11 protein-coding genes are annotated in these 19,711 nt (G+C 43.2%); 1 reads left to right on the top strand and 10 read right to left on the bottom strand.

Translation table 11 applies throughout. The features are described from left to right. Nucleotides 1–10 precede the first annotated feature (10 nt). Nucleotides 11–685, top strand: a complete 675-nt coding sequence (locus ACEQ81_RS05605) for a DUF2461 domain-containing protein (protein ID WP_411029864.1) — start codon at nucleotides 11–13, stop codon at nucleotides 683–685. Nucleotides 686–698: 13 nt separating this feature from the next. On the opposite strand, the gene ACEQ81_RS05600 is transcribed toward ACEQ81_RS05605, so the two are convergent. From ACEQ81_RS05600 to ACEQ81_RS05555, 10 genes are all read right to left on the bottom strand, one after another. After that, nucleotides 699–2,468, bottom strand: coding sequence for a hypothetical protein (locus tag ACEQ81_RS05600; protein WP_411029863.1), 1,770 nt, complete (start codon nucleotides 2,466–2,468; stop codon nucleotides 699–701). 291 nt (nucleotides 2,469–2,759) lie between these two features. Next, nucleotides 2,760–3,101, bottom strand: a complete 342-nt coding sequence (locus ACEQ81_RS05595; protein ID WP_411029862.1) for a hypothetical protein — start codon at nucleotides 3,099–3,101, stop codon at nucleotides 2,760–2,762. Nucleotides 3,102–3,176: 75 nt separating this feature from the next. Next, nucleotides 3,177–3,380, bottom strand: coding sequence for a hypothetical protein (locus ACEQ81_RS05590; RefSeq protein WP_411029861.1), 204 nt, complete (start codon nucleotides 3,378–3,380; stop codon nucleotides 3,177–3,179). A 188-nt stretch (nucleotides 3,381–3,568) separates the two neighbouring features. After that, nucleotides 3,569–4,063, bottom strand: coding sequence for a hypothetical protein (locus ACEQ81_RS05585; protein WP_411029860.1), 495 nt, complete (start codon nucleotides 4,061–4,063; stop codon nucleotides 3,569–3,571). A gap of 2 nt (nucleotides 4,064–4,065) precedes the next feature. Next, nucleotides 4,066–7,059: an RES domain-containing protein gene (locus tag ACEQ81_RS05580; protein WP_411029859.1), complete on the bottom strand. Its 2,994-nt coding sequence runs from the start codon at nucleotides 7,057–7,059 to the stop codon at nucleotides 4,066–4,068. A 374-nt stretch (nucleotides 7,060–7,433) separates the two neighbouring features. Further along, nucleotides 7,434–8,816 carry a PKD domain-containing protein gene (locus ACEQ81_RS05575; RefSeq protein ID WP_411029858.1) on the bottom strand — a complete coding sequence of 461 codons (1,383 nt, stop codon included), beginning with the start codon at nucleotides 8,814–8,816 and terminating at the stop codon, nucleotides 7,434–7,436. Next, nucleotides 8,813–12,151 (bottom strand): T9SS type A sorting domain-containing protein, encoded by a 3,339-nt coding sequence (locus ACEQ81_RS05570; RefSeq protein ID WP_411029857.1) that lies wholly within the window; start codon nucleotides 12,149–12,151, stop codon nucleotides 8,813–8,815. Before ACEQ81_RS05570 ends, ACEQ81_RS05575 begins: the two co-directional genes overlap by 4 nt. A 3-nt stretch (nucleotides 12,152–12,154) precedes the next feature. Further along, nucleotides 12,155–14,242 carry a fibronectin type III domain-containing protein gene (locus ACEQ81_RS05565; RefSeq protein ID WP_411029856.1) on the bottom strand — a complete coding sequence of 696 codons (2,088 nt, stop codon included), beginning with the start codon at nucleotides 14,240–14,242 and terminating at the stop codon, nucleotides 12,155–12,157. Nucleotides 14,243–14,332: 90 nt separating this feature from the next. Next, entirely contained in the window at nucleotides 14,333–14,737 is a 405-nt protein-coding gene (locus tag ACEQ81_RS05560; protein WP_411029855.1) for a lipocalin family protein, read from the bottom strand. 164 nt (nucleotides 14,738–14,901) lie between these two features. After that, complete coding sequence (locus ACEQ81_RS05555) at nucleotides 14,902–19,689, bottom strand: hypothetical protein (RefSeq protein WP_411029854.1); 4,788 nt, start codon at nucleotides 19,687–19,689, stop codon at nucleotides 14,902–14,904. Nucleotides 19,690–19,711: the final 22 nt, after the last annotated feature.

Raw genomic sequence — 19,711 nt, 5'->3', positions numbered from 1 at the left:
AAGCTAAGCTATGGCCTATTTTGACAACGATTTTTCCAGGTTTTTTGAAGCTCTGGAAAAGAATAATAGCAAAGCGTGGTTCGATGAAAACCGCAAGCGTTACGAAAAATCCGTAAAAAAACCGTTTAAGGACTTTATAATTGCTCTTTCGCAAGAATTGCAAGAGTTGTATCCTGGTACCGATCTATCGGACAAGTATTCCATAATGCGAATTAATAGGGATATTAGGTTCAGTGCAGATAAGACACCCTACAAGATACATATGGCGGGGATGGTTATGCCCAATGGTAAGAAGAACAAGACCAAGCCCGGGTTTTATGTGCAGGCCAACCATAAGGATATCCGGGTATATTCTGGTGCCCATATGTTGGAAAAAGAGCAGTTGCAAGCCGTTCGCACCCATATTTATGAACATTTGGCCGAGTTTAACTCCTTGATCAGCGATAAATCCTTTACCAAGATATTTGGGGAAGTCCAAGGCGATAAAAACAAACGGCTAACATCTCCTTTTAAGGAATTGGTGAACGAGCAGCCACTGATCGCCAACAAGAATTTTTACTGGTATTTTAAGCTGAAACCCGGATATTTAACCCACGAGCAATTGATTGCGGAGTTAGTGGCCAATTACAAAAAAGCGATGCCCTTAAACCGGTTTTTTGAAGAAGCTCTTGCCGGTTTTGATTAGGGAAATTGCTGTACTAATTTCTCCCTGCAGCTTTCCCTAAATCAAAGGTATATCCGTATCCAAAAGTCAGGGTAAATTCATTTAAGGTAGCCTGGTCCGCTGTGTTTCTATACAGTTGTACCACATTAAGGTTAAAATTGTGCTTTTTTGCCACGGTCAATGATGCATTGTATCTAAAATTGACGACATCCGTTTTTACGGTAAGATTTTTGCTGGTATTGTAGGCCATTCCAAGCGAAGTGTTCAATTTATTCTCAAAGAACTTTTTACCTACCTCCACCGTGGTTCCCCAAGCAGTGCTATCGTCCCTGCCCACATCACTGTACGTATAGTTCAGGGAAGAGGAAATGTTTAGGTTTCGCTTTGGAAGCCCAATAGTATAAACCGCGTTGGTGTTATGGAAGTTATTGGCCTGTCCTATTCTAATAACACCGCCCTGTTCGTTGGCAGACGAGGCCAGGGCATAGTTTAGATTTATATTCTGGGTAGTTTTCTTGCCTTGCGTCAACAACCAGTTTAGGTTGATGTTGGCATTCTGCGCCAGCTGTTTAAAATCCAAAGCTTCCAAATCCTCATCGGTAAGGTCGCTATCGTTTATATCATCAAATTGATTTAGACTTTGGTTGGTAAAGGTAGAAAAGTTAGAATAGCCTCCGGTAATGGTAATACGCTCACTGGCCTGCAAACTTGCGTTAAAAGACCCCACAAATCTATTGGTGTCCTGTGATTTTTGATGGTCTAGATTATCGCTTTGGTAGCCCACATTAAAGGAAAGATTGAGTTTGTTGTTAAAAAAAGGCCGGGAGGCATTAAGGGTTATATTTTCAAAATCGTTGTTAAAAAAATAGGCGCCCAGTGTCTCGTAGCCTGGATCTATACGCTCATAACCCAAGCCCAATTGCATTTCCGAAAAGCTAAGGTCTATACCGGTATTGATGGCATCATAATACTCCGTGGAGGCTTTACCGCTAAAGAACAATCCCGCTAATCCATGACCCGACCCTTCTTGAGATTCTGCCCTTGTATCCTGCGCAATGGCCGTAGAAGCATATTCCATGCGTAACCTATAGTTTTTTGCAAACGTGGCCTCACCACCAATGCTGAGCACCAAATTTTCTTTTGGAGCAATGTTCTTATCATCCGGCACTTGGTCAATGGAATTTGCCTTATCCTTGGCATAAAAACCGATAAGACCAATATTGTAATTGTTTTTCTTATAGGCCATTTGCAATCCATAACCCATACGTTTAAAGGCGGGCAAGGTTTGCGGGTTTCCATTGTTTTCCGTTGCCTTAAGCAGGCGCCCCGCCATGGCACTGATCTTAAAAGGTCCTTTGGGGGTAAGTTCTAGCCCACCACCCGTAAACTGATGACCACTTAAGGTATAGGGCGAAAAAGTCATGGCCACATCCCCAACATGGGCCTGTACCCATTTATATTTGGGATGTAGACTTAAGCGATTAAAATTAAAGGGAAGGTCATAGCCCAAATTAGTTCCTTGGTTAGAAAAGCTATAACTCAAGGGCATACTAAAGGTGAGCCAGCTCAGGTTTAGGTTTCCCTGTAAAAAGTAAGTGAACGGCTCTCTGGCATTTCGGGTGTTGGCATTATAAAATATGGTATTGGCAGAGACTCCGCCACTGACTTTAAGGGCAGTAGCCTTGGTAATGGCCTCTGCATCCAAGTTTTGCGCCTCCGCTGTTAACATACTCCCCAAAACGATTACAAAAAACACTTTAAGGCCGTCATATCTTGGCCATACGGATCGTACACTTTTATCCATTACTTAATTACACTACAACGTTCTTTTCTTTCCCGATTGCTTAAGAAAGAATGTCGGCAATGGCCTAAGGGGAGTATTAAAAAAAAGGGATGCTTTTAGGTGGGATAAAAAGTATTCTTAGATTAGTCCTAACCTAAACTTGGGATAGTTAATCTGTGTTTTGTTTATATAATTCTATTGGTTTGTTATGAAATTTATATTTTCTACTCTCTCTTTCATTTCTTCTTACTCTTGTTGTCACGAGCGGGACGCTTGCGCTAATGGAATAATAAACTGATTTTTGCTAAGTAACTAACGACTTTCCATTTTATCATATATTTCCCCAGTATTGGCATCTATTACGTAACGAAAGCTACCTGCATAAACCTCAAGCAATTCTTTACCTTTGTATTTCTCAATATACTTCCTGTAATGTTCAGGAGTAATAAAATCGACTTCCTTTTTTAGTTCAGGAATGATGGGAGTAATTCCAACCACGTTATCAAACGGGAATACCCATTTTACAGAATAATCTTTATCTGCATAGCAATGGGCTATTAATACTTTGTCCTGATTAGGGTTTCCATCACTTTCATCAAGTCTAACAATAAAGCAGTTTTCAAATTCATAATATTGTCTTATTTTTTTTTTCATACATATGACTCTACCACCTATCATGAAAGAGTCTTTATCGTGTAACGTTACCATTTGTTTGCTCATGTCTAATATTTATTGTAAATAATCAGATAAATCACCCATAGGTCTAAACCAATTCTCTTTAGTTCTTAAATCAATATTTCTTATTTCAAACTGAATTGCTCCGCCAATTTGTTTAAGTCCATTAGGCCACTCCTGCGAACCAGCTATTGATTTTCTCAGACCGGTACTCTTAGGCACTTCAACAATTGCAATTCTCGTTGGCTCTGTTGGCAATGCTAATTTTTCTATTAGTTCATCTGCATTCCCCCCGCTACGGTTAGTCCCGATAGCTATCTTGAGTAACTGGTGGTAACAGATAGATTAGAACTTGTTGCTCAGTTACGAAATTTATATTTTCTACTCATTACGCTTTGTATTTTCTTACTCTGACTGTTACAAGGTGGGGTTTATCTGTAAATATACTATTGTCTCCACCAGTGAAGATTTGCTAATTGTATTCTAATATAATTCATTCCACCCTTCAGACTTAATGCCTGACTTATTCTTATGTCTTGTTCATGATTTTTAATTGGGTTTGTAAAGTTTTTAGAAGTTATCCAACTTTCAAGAGTAATTTTGTTTTTATAAAAAAAGCCGTCACCAGCCAAGAAACTGACAAATTTCTTAACATCTTCATCAAACTTGGATAAATTTTCTTCTTTATAAAATCTTTCCATTTCTAAAAAGTCAAAATACTTCATTCGCTCTCCCCAAGATTGTAAAAACTCTGCTCTATGATTTTTATTCCAAGCTTTGTTGATTGTATTATTCATCCAACGGTCCCAATCTTTTAAATCCGCTTCAAAATAATACTTGGAGAAAAAATCTTTTGTAGTCATAAAATATTTATCATACATCATTTTACCACCTGACCCTTCTGGGTAATCCTTGTATTTTTCTATTTCTGATTTGAACACCATTAATTATTTATGATATTTGGAGTAATGCTAATCAATGAAGCATCTACATCACTTTGTTTGAAAATTACTATATTGACATAATTTTTACTTCCTCTTGCCCCAGGGACTATGATTCCTTTATAACTTTTATTAACCGCCCACGTTCCTATCTCATGAGTTAATCCGTAATTGAAAGTAGCATCAACAAAATCATCACCCGTACTTTGCGACCTCGTCAGCAAATCAAAATCAACTCCAAGTTGTTGTCTGACGACATCATCTGTTAAGTCAAGCATATTGTCTATTTGAACATTTGAGTATTCATAAGTTTTATAAGTTGAAATATCTCCATAGTGTGAGATTTCGGTAACATTTCCTGATCGGGTTTTGCTCAAGTACAAACCTCCTTCACCTGGTCTGCTATATCTGTAATTAGAACTTACAGCTCCTAGATGGATTTCTAATGGATTGTTGTATTGATTACCAATTGAGCGGTACATTTTCCCTTTATAAGTAACGCCAGCAGGTAAGTCAGTTATACCATTTAAGAACGTTTTTAACTCAACTCCAGACTTAGCAATAAATCTAACCCCCGCGTTATTGATACCCCTTACCAACCGTTGGTCCAGTTTTCTCAGGAACTCGTCCCACTGTCCCTTGGTGAACTTCTGTATGGCTTGCAGAACCTGCTTTACCCGGGCCACCTTGGAGAGCTGCCCCGCAACGGGTACCATGCTGCTCCCCACAAAGATAACCATTTTGCCATGCAGATATCTGGCCGTGTTGTCCGTTCCCACCAAAGTGCCCAAATACTCCTTTACCTTCTTTTCCAGGGATTGGAAGAGTTCTTTTATGTTCTCCCTTTCGGACAGGTACTCCAACAGACCGTCCAGTTCCCCGCGAAGCTGTTCCGCCCCTTCACAACGCTCCGCATAGCTTTCCGCCTTGTAGACCTCCAACCGGTCCCATTGTTCCTTTGCCCAGGACCATGGGCCTTCCCCTTTATCTTCCTCCTCCAACCTTGTCAACAACATCCCCAATCGCTTCTGGTTCAACCGCAGCAATTGTGGGTGACAGGCCAATAGATCGGCCGTATAGGCGAAAACGACCTCCCCGGCCCCGTTGGCCAGATCATAGAGCATTTTGGGCAACAATACCACCCCTTCCACCTGGGAATAGATACCGTCCATCAGTCCGGACATATAGGGGATGTCCGCCGCGGAATAGTAAAAGAACCGATCTATCCCCGCGTTTTTCCACAAGCAATGGGGCACCACCCCCTGATCCTTGTAACTGCCCCAACCTTCCTCTTTGCATAATTGGGCGGTCTCCTTAAGGTAGGCGTTAAGGGCCCTCAGCTTTTCAAGGGTACTTTCATAGAAGGGGTCTTTCCTAAGAATCTCGAGTGCATTTGCAGTAAAGCCCTCGTCCTCCGCCCTTTCTATTTCCTCCCCAATGGCCAGTATCCTTGTTTCTATCGTCTTTTGGTTCTTGCGTTCCTTCGCTATGTCAATTTTATTATCGACATAATATTGGGAGAGTTTCAGGTCTTCCAACTCCTTTTTCTGTTCCTCGGTGGCGTAGGGAGAACCGATCAGCAGGCTTTGGTTACCGTTAAGTCGGTTGGATAAGGCATTGAGGTCCGCTATGATCGCCGGGGCATATTTCTGGTAATCGCTCGGGGGAACCTCCCCCAATTCTTTAAGTTTTTCCTCCCTTTCCTTGAAAATCCCGGCAAGGGCCTCCAAAAAGCTGGCGATATCCTGTACAAACCCCTCCACACTCTCCACGTTTTCCCATTGGGGGTCATAGTCGGTGGTTACCTTCCCTGCGATCAGCTGCCCCTCGGTGTTTATGCGGATGTTCTTAAAGCTTACCCTCAGGCGGGTGTCGGCCAGGTAGGGTACTATAATGTAGCCCCAGCCGGTGAACCTGCCATTGTCCATGGTCACCTCCTTTACCGTTACCGGGAAGTCCCCGGCGGTAAAGACCTCGTTGACGCCTATATGGTCCAGTGGCTCCGTATCGGTGATCTCCACCCTGGGCACAAAGCCGCAGTTGTAGCCCGCGGCCCCTTCTTCGGTGGGCATGGTAAAACGGGTTATGGATCCATAGGTGTACGCAGGTGCCAGCTCCGTGGGCGGGTCGCAACTGCCCCCTATTCGGAACTCGTATTCCGCCCCCGGGGAAAGGCCCTGAAGGGTGGCCCGGTCGTTCTTTGTATGTACCTCGAACCAATGGGCGCCCTCCACACCTGTCCTACGGTACTGCAGGTGGTAGGCACCGTGATCGGGGGAGTCCTGCCAGGTGATCTTTACGCTCTTGGGGCCCCGGGCCTCCGAGAGCGGAAAAAGGGGCGGGTCACAGTCGCGCGCCATGGTAAAGTGGTAGATCTCGCTATGGCCGTTGTTCTTGAAGACGGCGTTCTCCGCAAGCCCCGTGGTGGATACCACCCTTACCCGCCAACCATAGGTACGCCCGGGATATAGTACGGGCCTGCCGATGGCATAGTGCAGCGTGGTGGCGAAGGTGGTCTCGCTATGGTAGTTGGGCGAGGCCAGAAAGGCCGCTTGAGGATCCATCCCATCGTCCCACAGTTCGCGCAGCTCGAACTCGTAGGAGACGTTGATGGCGTTCACATGGCGGGGCGTCCATTGGAAGATGATGTTGGGGATGCCCCGGTCCGCTACCCGTTCTCCCCGTACCGGGATATTGGGCAACGGGGGATCGTTGAGCAGCAGGTAGGCCGTAGTACAGCTGTTGCGCGATATGGGCCTGCCCGTGAAATGGTCGTACACCTCCCAGCAGATCCGGTACACCCCGTCGGGCAGGGGGCGGGCATATTCCCGAGGCCCTATCCCCACAAGGTTGGCCAGCTCAAAATAGGGCGCCAGTTCCACATTGGTAAACTGTTGCAGCACACCCCCGTTGAGGAAGATGGCGGGGGCGCCCACCACCACCTGGGCCGAGCGCACGTTGATGCCGTTGCCGTTGATGTTGAGCCGTAGGCCCACCTGCCGGTTGCTCTCCCCGATATCGGTGAGCAGGAGCCTGAGCTGTAACTTGGTGCCGAGGCCCGTGGCATAGTCCCCGATCTTGCTGCTGTAGGGCGGCACCAGATTATGGCTTACCTGTACAGGGAACACTTGGGCTGTGGCGGTTATGGTAAAAAACAGTGAGCCAAGTACTAGAAATTTCATTAACCGTAGACTATTTGAAGACCAGGAACAGTTGATAGTTGGTAGAAAGAAGTTAGTTCTACAGATCGGGCATTGAACATTGGATTTCCCAATGCGTATATTTTGAAATCTTCTCAAAAAACGGTGAACAAAACCTTTCCTTATCATTTGTATTTGTCTATTGTTTAAATATCTTCGCTAATTTTCTACTACCAACTTCCTGCTTTCTGCACCTTGACATCACAAACAATATGTGAGTTGGCACCATCGAAAACATATTCCTTTATTTTTATGGCCCCTTTTCTTCCATCCTGAGTTTCAAAAAGAACTATTCGAGGTATCAGGGTGTTGTTGTACTGCTGCAGACCTCCCGGTGTTTCCATAATAACAAGTGATTGTAAGGGGGTATCGTCTATCATAGCATCAAACTGTGCTTCGGAAAAAGTAAAGCCGCAACCGCAGAGCTCCTGGGAGTTTATAAATTTTGTAGTGCCGGCATTGGGAATCTGAGCAAAGCCGCTGGTCTGCGCTTTATTAGGGGATATAAACTTATTGAAGCTAAAGTTGTCGTTCAATCCAAAGAACACGACATCGATTTCTTGTCCAATAGTGGCATCCACCTCATCGGCCGTAAACACTTGTCGCAGCGTAGTTGAAAAAAAGGCCCCTTTTACATTGTTATTATGCGCCGTATTTATTCCCAGGGCAACATCCGTAAAGGTCCTTAGGTTTGTATTTGGAAGTACTTCCAAGGTCTTCACCATCTCCGAAGTGCGTTTTCCGTTTCCGACCTTTAATTTTATGGTATGAATTCCGGGGTCGTTGAAGGTTACCGTAGGACTTTCCTCTGTTGAAGTGGCGGGTATGCCTCCTTCAAAAGTCCATTCGTAACCAGTGGCACTTATCGAATTATTTATTAGGTCAACACTTACAGGCGCTTGATAATCATCATCAAAAAATGCAACCTCCATATCAAAATCGACCAAAATATCTGCAGCTACGGATATGGTTTTAGTGTCGGTAAAAGACTCAAAACCATTGGAAACAGTCAGGGATATGGCATGATTGCCCGGGGTTTCAAAAACCACATTGACCGGCTCCCCGTTTGTTGATGAGGCGGGCGTGCCCCCTTCAAAGGACCATTGATAACTTAAACCTTGTCCATTGGTATTATTGGTAAGTGCAACTTCCACAGGAGGGTAATTACTTTCCAAAATTTCCGTGCTGAAATCAATGGCAATGGCATCATAAACGGTTATGGCCTTTTCAACAGTTTCGCGCTGTCCGTCTACATTACTTGCTTCCAAGGTAATGGAATATGTCCCAGGTCTGCTATACACCAAAGTCCCTGGATTCTCATCGGTAGAACTTGGGGGTTGGGCACCTTCAAAGGTCCAACGGAATGTATCTGCCCCTTCCGTGTTGTTGGATATCCCAAGTTGCACGGGAACGGATTCGTCATCATTTACAAAAACAGTTTCGAATCCTGGTTTTATTTCGATGAACGATTCCTCATAGCATGCTCCGAGCAGTATTAAAACAATCAGCAGGGCCTCTATTTTCCAAGTATGGGATGTTTTATTCTTTATCATTGTACGATCATTCGTTTAACTTGGGTACCCTTAGCGGTTTCCAACACAATAAAGTAGGTGGCCGATGCAATCAATAGATTAAAGGGAGCCGTATATTCCCTAGCGTTATGGCCTTGGAATTGTCCTAGAACGGTTCCTCCGTTTATATCAAAAATCCGTAGGGAAATAGGGCTTTCTTCCGCCAACTTCACATAGACCTCAAACTGCCCGCTATTGGGGTTCGGGGCTATTCTGAATGCTTCTATAAATGGCGTTTGAGTGTCTCCGGGATCTGCAAGCCTACTAGATTCCTCAACAACAATGTTCTTTTTTTGTTCCGCATAACAATCGCCCTGTGTGGAACGCAGTCCAATTTCATAAGTGCCTACTTCAGGAAAACGCAGGGTTATGCCAATCTCCGACTGATGAATGATCTCCACATCTTGCGGAACATTCCACTGGGTAGTGCTTCCCAAGGGATCGCTAACATTAATAAGTACCACCTCTTCCCCCACATAAGCTTGGGAGGTAAGTAAGAACTCAGAATCTATTGGTATATCCAAAGTATTTATGGTAACCTCTGCCGTCGTGGTACAACCTCGGGACGAGATTACTTCCACGTGATAGGTCCCGGCTTCGGACACCGTAATTTGGGGGTCCAAAGATGTAAATCCGTTGGTCGATGTCCATTGATAGTTTGCATTAATATCGTCTATGGTGGCATCCAGCATATGTGATTGTCCTGAGCAGAGAGAACGGTTACCACCTAGGTCCACAACCAGCTCATCGGGGTTTTCCAAGGTATATTTGGCCACGAGGCTACATCCTTGGGCATCGGTAACGGTTAGGGTGTAATCGCCAGCTGAAAGTGCTGATACGTTTTGCGATGTTGCACCGGTGTCCCAGCTAAAAATATAAGGAGGGGTTCCGCCGGCCAAATCAAGTACAATACTGCCATCATCACCCTGAAAACATGTAGGATCTGTTACTGTTGCGGTAACAACTTCCATGCCGTTAGGTTGGTCCACAGTTATATTTCCCTGAACCTGACATCCGTTGCTATCAGTTATAAAGACCAGATAATTTCCGGTCTGTAAACCCGTAATCTCATCCATATTACCACTAAGCCCATTAGACCATGAATAGTTGTAGGGAGGAATACCACCTGTTACCATGGCCCTGGCAGCACCATCTATACCAGAACCACAACTTACGGGTTGGGATTCCATGGTTACCTGTAAAGGATCGGGAGCTATAAGATCAAAAACCTCATCTACCTCCTGTATCAAAACATTACCGGTGTACATGCCCAAGACAATGCCGTTGGCATCCTCTACATTAAAACCATAAGTACCTTCGGACAATTGAACGGCAATCTCGCTGGTTTGGCCATTTAGTAATTGCCAGCTTCCATTGGGCAACTGTTTTTTCCAACGATATATGTAGGGCTGCCCTGAGGTAAAGGGAACCCCTCCGGTCACGGTCGCCATAATAGCGCCATCTTGGGATTCGTCTCTTAGCCCGTCCAAAGGTGTGGTATCGGTTTCGTCACCATAAATATTGTTCTGGTTACATGAAATTTCGCGATGAGTATTTAAGATTACTTGTAAGGGTTCTGGTTGTTCTAGCATAAAGGTTTTCTCAAATACGGTACATCCACCTTTATCGACAGCTGCATTGTAATTGGCATCATAAACCGTTAAGGCATAGACACCTGCCGGAACATTTTGCAGGGTAAGAAACCAGCCGTTGTTCCCGGGAATCAATTCTTCGGCAATAGTAGTTTGGACAATTCCATTTTCATTCTTCCATTCGTAGGTATAAGTACCGTCCGGAAATGGTGTTCCATCTGTAATCTGTGCCCTAATAGACCCATCCGAAAAGCCAAAGGCCGTTGGCGGACTAGAAAATACAAAGTCCACATTTACCGGGTTGGCCGGCTGGTCTATGGTCAATTCCTGTTCTATCTCGTTACCTAGCGCAACTATATCTCCGTTGGTATCATAGGCAATCTCGCGGGCCACACAACCATTGGTGTCACGTACTTTTATTCCATAGGATGCAGGAGGCAAACCACTTAAATTATGGGTGTTTCCATTGGTAAAAGGTTTCCAATCCCCATTGTTTACTTGGTACTCATAGATGCCGGCCCCGCCACCACTGGCCGAAATCAGTATTTGCCCATCGTTACCTCCATTACACCATACATCGTTTTGTTTGTTGGCTGTAAAAGTTATGGGTGTTGGCTTGTTGATTACAAAACTTGTAGTATGGTCAGGACCATCCGTATATGTAGACTCTCCATTATAAGATCCACTTAGGGTTACCCGAAAATTACCTGTAGGCAGACTCTTTCCGATTGCCTCGTTAAAGACAAATGAATTATCCGCTGCCAAATTTTCTATATTTTCAACGCGCTTTACCGTTTCGTAGATGGGATTGCCATTTGCCGTACCAATTTGATCATCCAAATCTTCTATTAGAATATTCAGTGTTTCTCCCGGAAGCAAAGCACGATCAAAATTGATCTTTACCTCTCCATTATTGGAGTCGTAACATTTAACATTGTTGGGTATGGCAGAAAGGATATGGGGGGCTGGTTTTAGGTAAAGGGCCTTGATAACATTGGAATAAGGGTCAACCTCAACAGGAATGGCACCAAAACTAGTGTCGGTTATTTCGTCATAACTTAATGAACAGCCAGAATCATTTCTAAAATAAACCGTCTGCCCATGATCACCATCGTCCAAAAATTCATGCCCATAGATACTGAGGCTGGTTTGGTTAATGAACGGAGTGGGTAAATCCTTCCAAGAAGTATTATCCAATAGATCTGTGGTGTACTGCCAATTGATCTCCGAAGATTCAATCTGACTAACGAGGTTTATCTGGAAAGGTGTATCATCACTAAAAAAAAGTTGATTCTCCACGAGTTCTATCTCTGGGTGTACAATAACCTGAAATTTCGTCTGGTTGCGCCCAAAGGGTCCCGTAAAGGCAGTATTTATACAAGTCGACAAGTTTACATCTTGAGTTCTGTTATTCCATGGTCCGTCATTACTTCCATTTTTGGTATTGACATAGACCGACATCACCTTATTTGTTTTTCCGAAAGTATATTCAAAATTCCAATGGCTATGTTCTATAGCCGTATCGTTCATCTCATGTTGTAGCGTGACTTTTGGCCCCAATTGCATGTTTAGCGAAACCTCTCGCAAACCACCGCAACAACCACAGCAGCCCCCTGGGGTAGCACCATTTATTTTTATTTTATAGTTTGCTACCCCGGTATTTACTTGTCCGATTAAAATTGAGGAACCAAACATTAGCAACGAAACAATAATCAATCTCTTCATGGTCTAAAATTTTATGGCTACCGATTTGACTTTTGAGTATTTTCCATCTACCAACGTGGCGCGTAGGTGATATTTATAGGTGTCATTGGGGGTAACCTTGTAGTCAACCACCCGTTTACTATCTTTCGGAAGAATACGCCAAGTAGAAGGAGGGTCTTCCCCTGTTTGTTTGTATAAGGTATATTCCGCTATCCGATCAGTTTCGACACGCCAGAACAATTCTATATAATTGTTTTCTCGATCTACATTGAAATTGACTTCCTTAATAAGGTCTGGCGGACTCAAATCGGTTACTTTAATGGTAAGCGGTGTAGAAGGCAGAGATTGCAGACCGCTTTTGTCTATTGCCTGTATGCTATAGCGATAGGTTTTATTGGCTTCCACGTTGGTATCCGTAAACCGTTGCACCGTATCCAACACCTTATAAACTTCTTCCCATTCCGTATCATCGGTAATGTTTTTTCTAGAGAGGATATGCGTGGCCTCTAGTTCGGAAGAGCCCACCCAACTAAGCTTTACCATGCCCTTTTCTACTTTATAATTTGAAAATATGGGTGCGGTAGGTGGAATTACATCGGGTTTTTCCAACACCAACACTTTGGACATTTGTGAATGGTTAAAGCGTTTGTCCACTGCCACTACTTGGTAGTAAACCTTTGAGTTAAGGCTTTTAATTTCAACCGTATCCAAAAACTTGTTGCTTTCAATGGGCGAAATGGTAAGTTGAGACGGTTCTTCTTTTGCATTGAACGCCCTAAAAACACGATATCCCAACATATCCTGTTCTTTATTATTCTCCCATTTGATTCTTACTATCCCTAAGGTGTCTATGGCGCCTGTCAGTGCCAAGGGTTTGGACGGGGGAATAGAATCTATAGGTTGGATAAGAGTTGTAAATGAAGTTTTCTTCTGACCCGGAGTTTTGCCAACGGCCGTAATAGTGAAATAGTTAGCCGGATATAGATTCGAATACCTGAGTTCCCTTTGGTTTACAGGAATATCGTCCACAACCACGGTAAAAGGCCCCGAATCCTTTTCCGCACGATTCAATTGAAACTTTTCCGTTATAGCTTCACCTTCTTTAGGAAATTCCCATTTGATTACCGCTTCATTGGGCTTTTCGGTGAATTCGAAGTCTGAAATCCTTGGTGTAAATGGTAAAACGGGTTGCCCCTTTCCAGAAATGATTTCAGAAAAAGGTCCCTGCTCCCCAAAAGGAGAAATGCCGTTAACCCGATAGTGATAAACCTTGTTGTTCTGTGCCAGGGAATCTACATAGAACATGCGTTTGGCTGGGGCTTCCGGTTTGTCGTTTAAGTTAACCAAGGGTTCTTGGCTAAGGGAAACAAAGGTTTTGCCGTCCTCGGAGCGCTCTAGGTTGTATGAGGTGTATATGGTTTTAAAGAGCTCATACTCCCAGGTAACGATCACACTTTTATCTCCAAAAATGCCTTGTAGGTCAATTGGCGCTGGCAAAGATTCATAATCGGACAATCCGGCCAGGGCCGCGGTACTTTTAATTGTTAGCTGTTCTGGTGGTAGGGCCGATCTTACTTTGTAGATATAACGCTCATTAGATTTTACATCGGCATCTACATAACCCCAGCCTGCTTTTTGGGCAGCTTTAAAACTCATATCGGCTGCGAACAGGGCAAAGGAAAAACGTTGTTCTATCTCTTGGGATAGGTTAACGATATCTGCCAATTCTCCTTGACTCCCTTCTACCAAAAAACTTTCACCATAAATAGCTTGTGCGATAATAGCAGCGTAATTGTCTTTTTCTACAATATCTTGCCAAGTTTCAAGTGGGTCTGCTTTGATTGTTCTCTCCCAAACTTTTTGCGGGTTGTGCAAACGATTACCATCTACGGACAACACATATTTCTCCAATACAAAACCACCTTTATTGCTTTTGTGCCATGCCAAAGGCCCATCAACTCCCCAACGTAATAAGATGCAGTCTTTTTGTACACGCGTCTGCATGCGTACCGATGGCATACTGTCTTGGATCGCTTGTGATACCCCTAAATGAGGTAAGAGAAACACCCAGCATAGTAAGCAGGTGATTACCGATGTATTGAAATATTTCATACAGTAGGTGGTTGAACCGATTTGGGGATTTTGGTCTTTTGTGATAATAGGAAAGTCGAGCAACAAAACCCGACTTTCCCTTTAAATCAATTAGTTGACCTTTACATAAACACTAGTAAAATTATTATCATAGGTAATTGTCATTTTCCCATTTGAAAATGTGATATTCCGTTCTTCCTCAATTTGTTCAGACGGATCAAAATCGCTAATAATTATATAAATATTATTCCCCGCGTTTCTCCAATCTCCTGAAAAAGGGTCGCTACCACAGGTGCCTGTCGACCCCTGACGTATATCCATTCCTTTATACTTTCCATCTGCGCTGAACTCCCAATAGCCCTCTTTTTCACAAGCTGGAATATTTTCAGAAACCCCATTGGAAAATTCTTGCTCCACTTGCCACTTCCCTATTATCGGATCCAAATCTGAGCCATCGTCATCACTTTTACAGGAAATAAAAAGTGTACATAAGGCCGATACTGTACCTAAAATCATTGTATTAATTATTTTCATTTGTTTTGTTTTAAAATTTTACTTTTTACTTTAAGATTATTCGGTGTTTGTGTTTGTGTTGTTTATTCTTTCATAGGTTGTTTTTAATTTATTGTTAGACATTCGGATTAAAATTTAGAGCAATGCCCTGCGGTTGTTCTTTATCATTAATTTCTAAAGTTGATGGGGTTTTTAAACTTGTGAACTGCACTGGTCCCAGGTATTTCTCCTGGAAGCATGTAGGTTAATTTGATATTGTAATATCCATAGCGCATAAAGCGATATTCCTTATCGAGCATTCTTAGGACACTGCTGTTGGAAGGAATATGTCCGTCCACATAATCGTTTACCAATTGCGATTGCATATCCACCCAATCGTGTTTGTAGGCCAATCCTAAATTGTAACGGAAAGGGAGGGTGGTCTTCACCCAATTTTCATTGACCTCATATTCCAGACTTGTCAGGTATTTTGAAAGAATGGGCAAGGCATATTTTGGCGGGGCACCCAAAACTTTATCATCCCTATTTTTAAATCGATATGTATTTGCCAGAGGATACCGTGCATAGAGCGATGGATTAATATCGTCCTTAAAATAACGGTCTTCCAAAGTTGCCTCAACACTTACCAAAGGCTCATCAGCGGTATGGGGTGTACCTAGAAGCTCAGGAATATCAAAAGGTTCGTGATTCTTTACCTTATTGGTTAAATAAATAACATCGGAATAAATTTTACCCCAGCTGTGATCTTGAATGTCCATTGAATTCACCTTCCGCTTAAACGACTTGTATTCCGAGGTACCAAAATTGTAAGCCAAGCGAATGATCTGACCATCCTGGGATAGGCTCTCCGCCTCATTGGTATGGATAGAGGCACTGTTCTCTCCGGAACCGTCCCCAATATTTGCGTCCCGATATCGGTATTCTCCACCTGTAGAAACCGATGTATTTGTTTTAGAGCTACTAGCTATGGCCAGATGATACTTAGCGGATTGTGATACATTGGGCAGGTTATAGGATATGATGTTGTTCGCCTTGTCGTAGTTAAAATTCAGTTCCATATCTTCTGTTTCCCCTTCCTTGGAAAAGACCAGAAAACTCTCCCACTGTTCATCATCGAACAAATAATCTTGTCCACGTGTTAATTGCACATATCCTTTATCATATTCATCTTCAAAAAAGTACTTCTGCTCCAACACCGGATATGCGTAAGTAATATTATGTAAGGGGATCACCTGTGGGGCGCCCCCAGTAATAAAGGAGCGTTCTTCAAATTCTTTTGCGGGCGTTCCATTGACCATTATGGGGCGGAAGACCCCATTGATCTGTTCCATAAAACTGACTTCGACCTCAACTTTCAACTCTTCTCCGGGAGGCAATATATCGGTAGATATAAAATTTGCCCTATCCTTAAAGTTTGACCATTTAAGGGCTCCTGGAATCTCCCGACCTTTATGCATTACACGAAACTTCTGTAAAACGATCTTGTAGGTCTTATCGCCATCGTCTTCGGGTATTGTAATGGGCACGTTTACCTTCATACTAAAAGTGGCCTGTGGAATTGTAAATACATCAACATCCTTTACACCATTGTCAGGAGATAGATCGGTAATGATCTTAAGTCCACCCAAGGGCGAGGCGTTTTCAAATTCGCATTCCTTCCCTATGGTAATCTTAAACCGGAACCTCCCTTTGATAAGGCCGCCCAAAAGGTTAAAATGTCCTCCGGCATACCCGCGCATCCAGATAGGATTAGGGGCTTTGGCCTGCAATAGCACGGCGGCCCCTCCTTTGATAATGGGAATCTTCTTTTTTATGAAAAACAGTTTTATTCGTATACCCAATTCTCCTTGTAAATAGGCATATGCCTGTCCGTTGGCATACCAGCCGTTTATCCCCACCTGTTTTCCAGTATTGGAGCATTGTGCCTCGCCATAATCGCGAAGCATAATATCAAAACCTGCCCCGGCTTGGAAACGGGCATAGAAAATTAAAAACCGTAAATCGCCCGTATCTATGGCAATATCCGCCCCGAAGGCAAAACCGCTACCGCTTTCCAAAGCGTTCTCATCGCGCATATAATCCAATACATCGGCATCTACCCCTAAGATTTCTGCTACTATGGGCGGGGGCGGGGGCGAATCTGGCAACACGGAACCGATCATAAAATATCCTCCTGATTCCACGCTTATAGGGCCTACCCCTATTCGTAGACCCAAGCGATCTTCTGGTGTACCAGCATAGATATACCATTTATCTGGACCAAAATGGAAAGACAACCACCCAGCCCTACTTTTATTCCCTCGACCTTCAATTATGCCTTTAGCAACATTGATATAAATATTAGACTCTCCGTGAAGTGTACTATTCTGAAAATCATATGAAATAAATAAATCTCCTTTAATGCCACCTAAGTCAACAGAAAACTCTTTTTCAAAGATCTTGACTCCAATGTCTTCATTCTTTTTGGCAATATGCACTCCAAAAGCTTCTCGCATTAACTCTGTAAGGTTTAAGCTTACAGAAAGTTTTCCTTCTAATTTTGCCATTAATTCGGCGTAACCATATAATTCCATACTATTCAACCCTCCATTAGAGTTAAATTCCATACCAAAAGAAGCTTTACCCTGAAATGCTTTGGAAGCAGGAATGTTTAAAAGAGTAACAGCTTTAAAGCTTAGCCCAACACTCTTATCAAAAACATAATCGATACCGGTCATGGAGTTACTTGTACCATCAGAATTTATTTCATTAAACCCTGAAGCCTCAGGGTTTTGAAAAGAGGACATTTTCATTTTATAGGAGACTCCACCCCCAATAGCTGAAATGGACAATGGGGGAACCAAAGGAATTGGGGCAGGTGTTGCAACAAGAAAATCTACGAACCATAACCGTTGATCATCTTTTTTTGCAAATACCGCTTTTGCACTACCTAATGGAGCACCTTTTTTTAGCAAGGATACATCAACAATTCCTTCGAAACCCTTTCCATATCTTGGATCATTCTCCAGTATATTTATATTACCATAAAACTTCACCGGCCCTATGTCCGCTTTTACGGCTATTCCTGCTAATTCGAGCTTCTGGAACTTCCATTTTTGCAGATGGTCTTCTTCTTTGAAACTACCAATTATTCCAATTTTTGTTGATGCTCCAAACCCTTGAGAGCCTTCCATCATATTGATATTCAAATCAAAATATAGGTTGGCGTTGGTTTCGTTGGCCGTAATCCCGATCTTGGAGATAGATACAGGAAAACCTGCCAGCTTAACTTCATCATGATACCCCATATAATCAACGGCAAACACTGGGGATTCTGTTTGCAAGACCAGGTTCTGAAAGACTATCCCTTTGAACTCAACAAGCTTTTTTTCTGGCTTGCTATTTGCATCACCCTGTGTTGTTTCAACCTCATCATCTTCGTTCTCCAAACTGTTTACCTGATTGGCACTGATCGCCAAACGTCCGTGCAAAATTGCCTTGGGCCTAAACTGTCCGTCCCTCACTGCCAGTTCTATGGCGCTGTTGGGCAATAGCTGTCCCTTGGCTTTCCAGAGGTTAAAATCAATGACAGAATCCGTGCTAACATTAAGCAAGTATTCCTCTTCGGAAATGAGCCCTAGATAACGGAGTCCCAGCTTTTTGGTATCATCGTCAGAATTCTCCTGTTTCGATACCGGGAGTACAATACGTCCGTCGAAACCGGCACCTATTAGGTTGTTGGCTGCAAGGGACACCTCTATGTGATCAACGGAGTATGCCCAAGCTTTACTATCGTTGGTTATTCCTTCCTCTAAGGGAATTAGGTTATCTGCATAAAAAGTTCCGGAAACACCATAGTTATCCACAATCAGATGATGGGCTCCAAAAAACACCCGTTCATTGGCCGTAGCTGTTTTTGAAGTTTTAAATTCTTTGGGTAGACCAACTTCCAAAGTTTTTACATAGACCCCACGCCAAGCCTCCGGATTTGGCAAAAGCAACCCCTGTTCCCTATAATACTCAGGAAATGCTTTGTTGACACCGGAATCGTTTCTTAAATCGCTAAAATCTAGTATGGCCTGATTGACATCGAACTGAAAATTACCGTCATAATTTTCATTGTTGCGTTTTCTTGCCAACACAAAAGGCTTTAGGTCAATTTCTACTAAAATATCGTTCCAATCGGAAGCTACCGCACTAAACGCACCCCTGACCCTATGTGGAATTTTAATCTTTTGTTTACCAAAGTCCGTTGTTATGGTCCTCGATACAGTGGTTTTTGTTTCCCTAACCTCTCCATTCGACTCTACTGGCAACAACAAATCCCTCGAAAATTCTACTAGACCTTCTATTCCCAATTCTTGTACCCCATCACAATTAATGGTTACATAGGTTTTGTTTCGGGTATTGCCCGACTTATAGTTGAATCCTCCTTTCAACGTCAGCATCCATTTACCAGCATTGAAGGGAATGTATACATCGCCCAGTAGTACCAAATTGGCATCACCCACAATACCTCCCTGATGGGATAATTTAACGTTGTTGGCTCCAAAAAATAGTTCTATGGGGTAGCCATTTTTATTGGTCTGGGGCAAGCGCACCCTAGCAAAAACGGTAAGCTCGGTGAAATCCTTATTGATGGTCGCCTTGGTAATACCTATGGCGTATTCCAGATTTCCACGGGTTAGCCTTACGCCAACCGGAAGTACTTGTATATCTTCATGGGTGAAGGAATTTACCCAGGTATTGTTTTGTTCTATGGCACGGAAACTTTCAGCTGCAATAGACCGGTCTTTTGTAATGGTATCGGAAACTGGATACCAGCGCTCAATATTTTCCCAGCTAAATTCCGGACGATGCTTATGCGATGTGCCATTATCCACCACATAAGTACTATCCCAAAGTTTGATCGAAGGACTGTTTGAAAAACACAAAAAACCGTTCGCTATTAGAACCAGTGTAAAAATTAACCTCATAGGCAAGTTGGTAGGTTAAGTA

It is taken from the genome of Spongiimicrobium sp. 3-5 (assembly GCF_046557915.1).
GTDB lineage: Bacteria > Bacteroidota > Bacteroidia > Flavobacteriales > Flavobacteriaceae > JBHEBG01.
The sequence above is the reverse complement of the archived record's forward strand: the minus strand, read 5'-3'. Positions and strand labels throughout refer to the sequence as shown.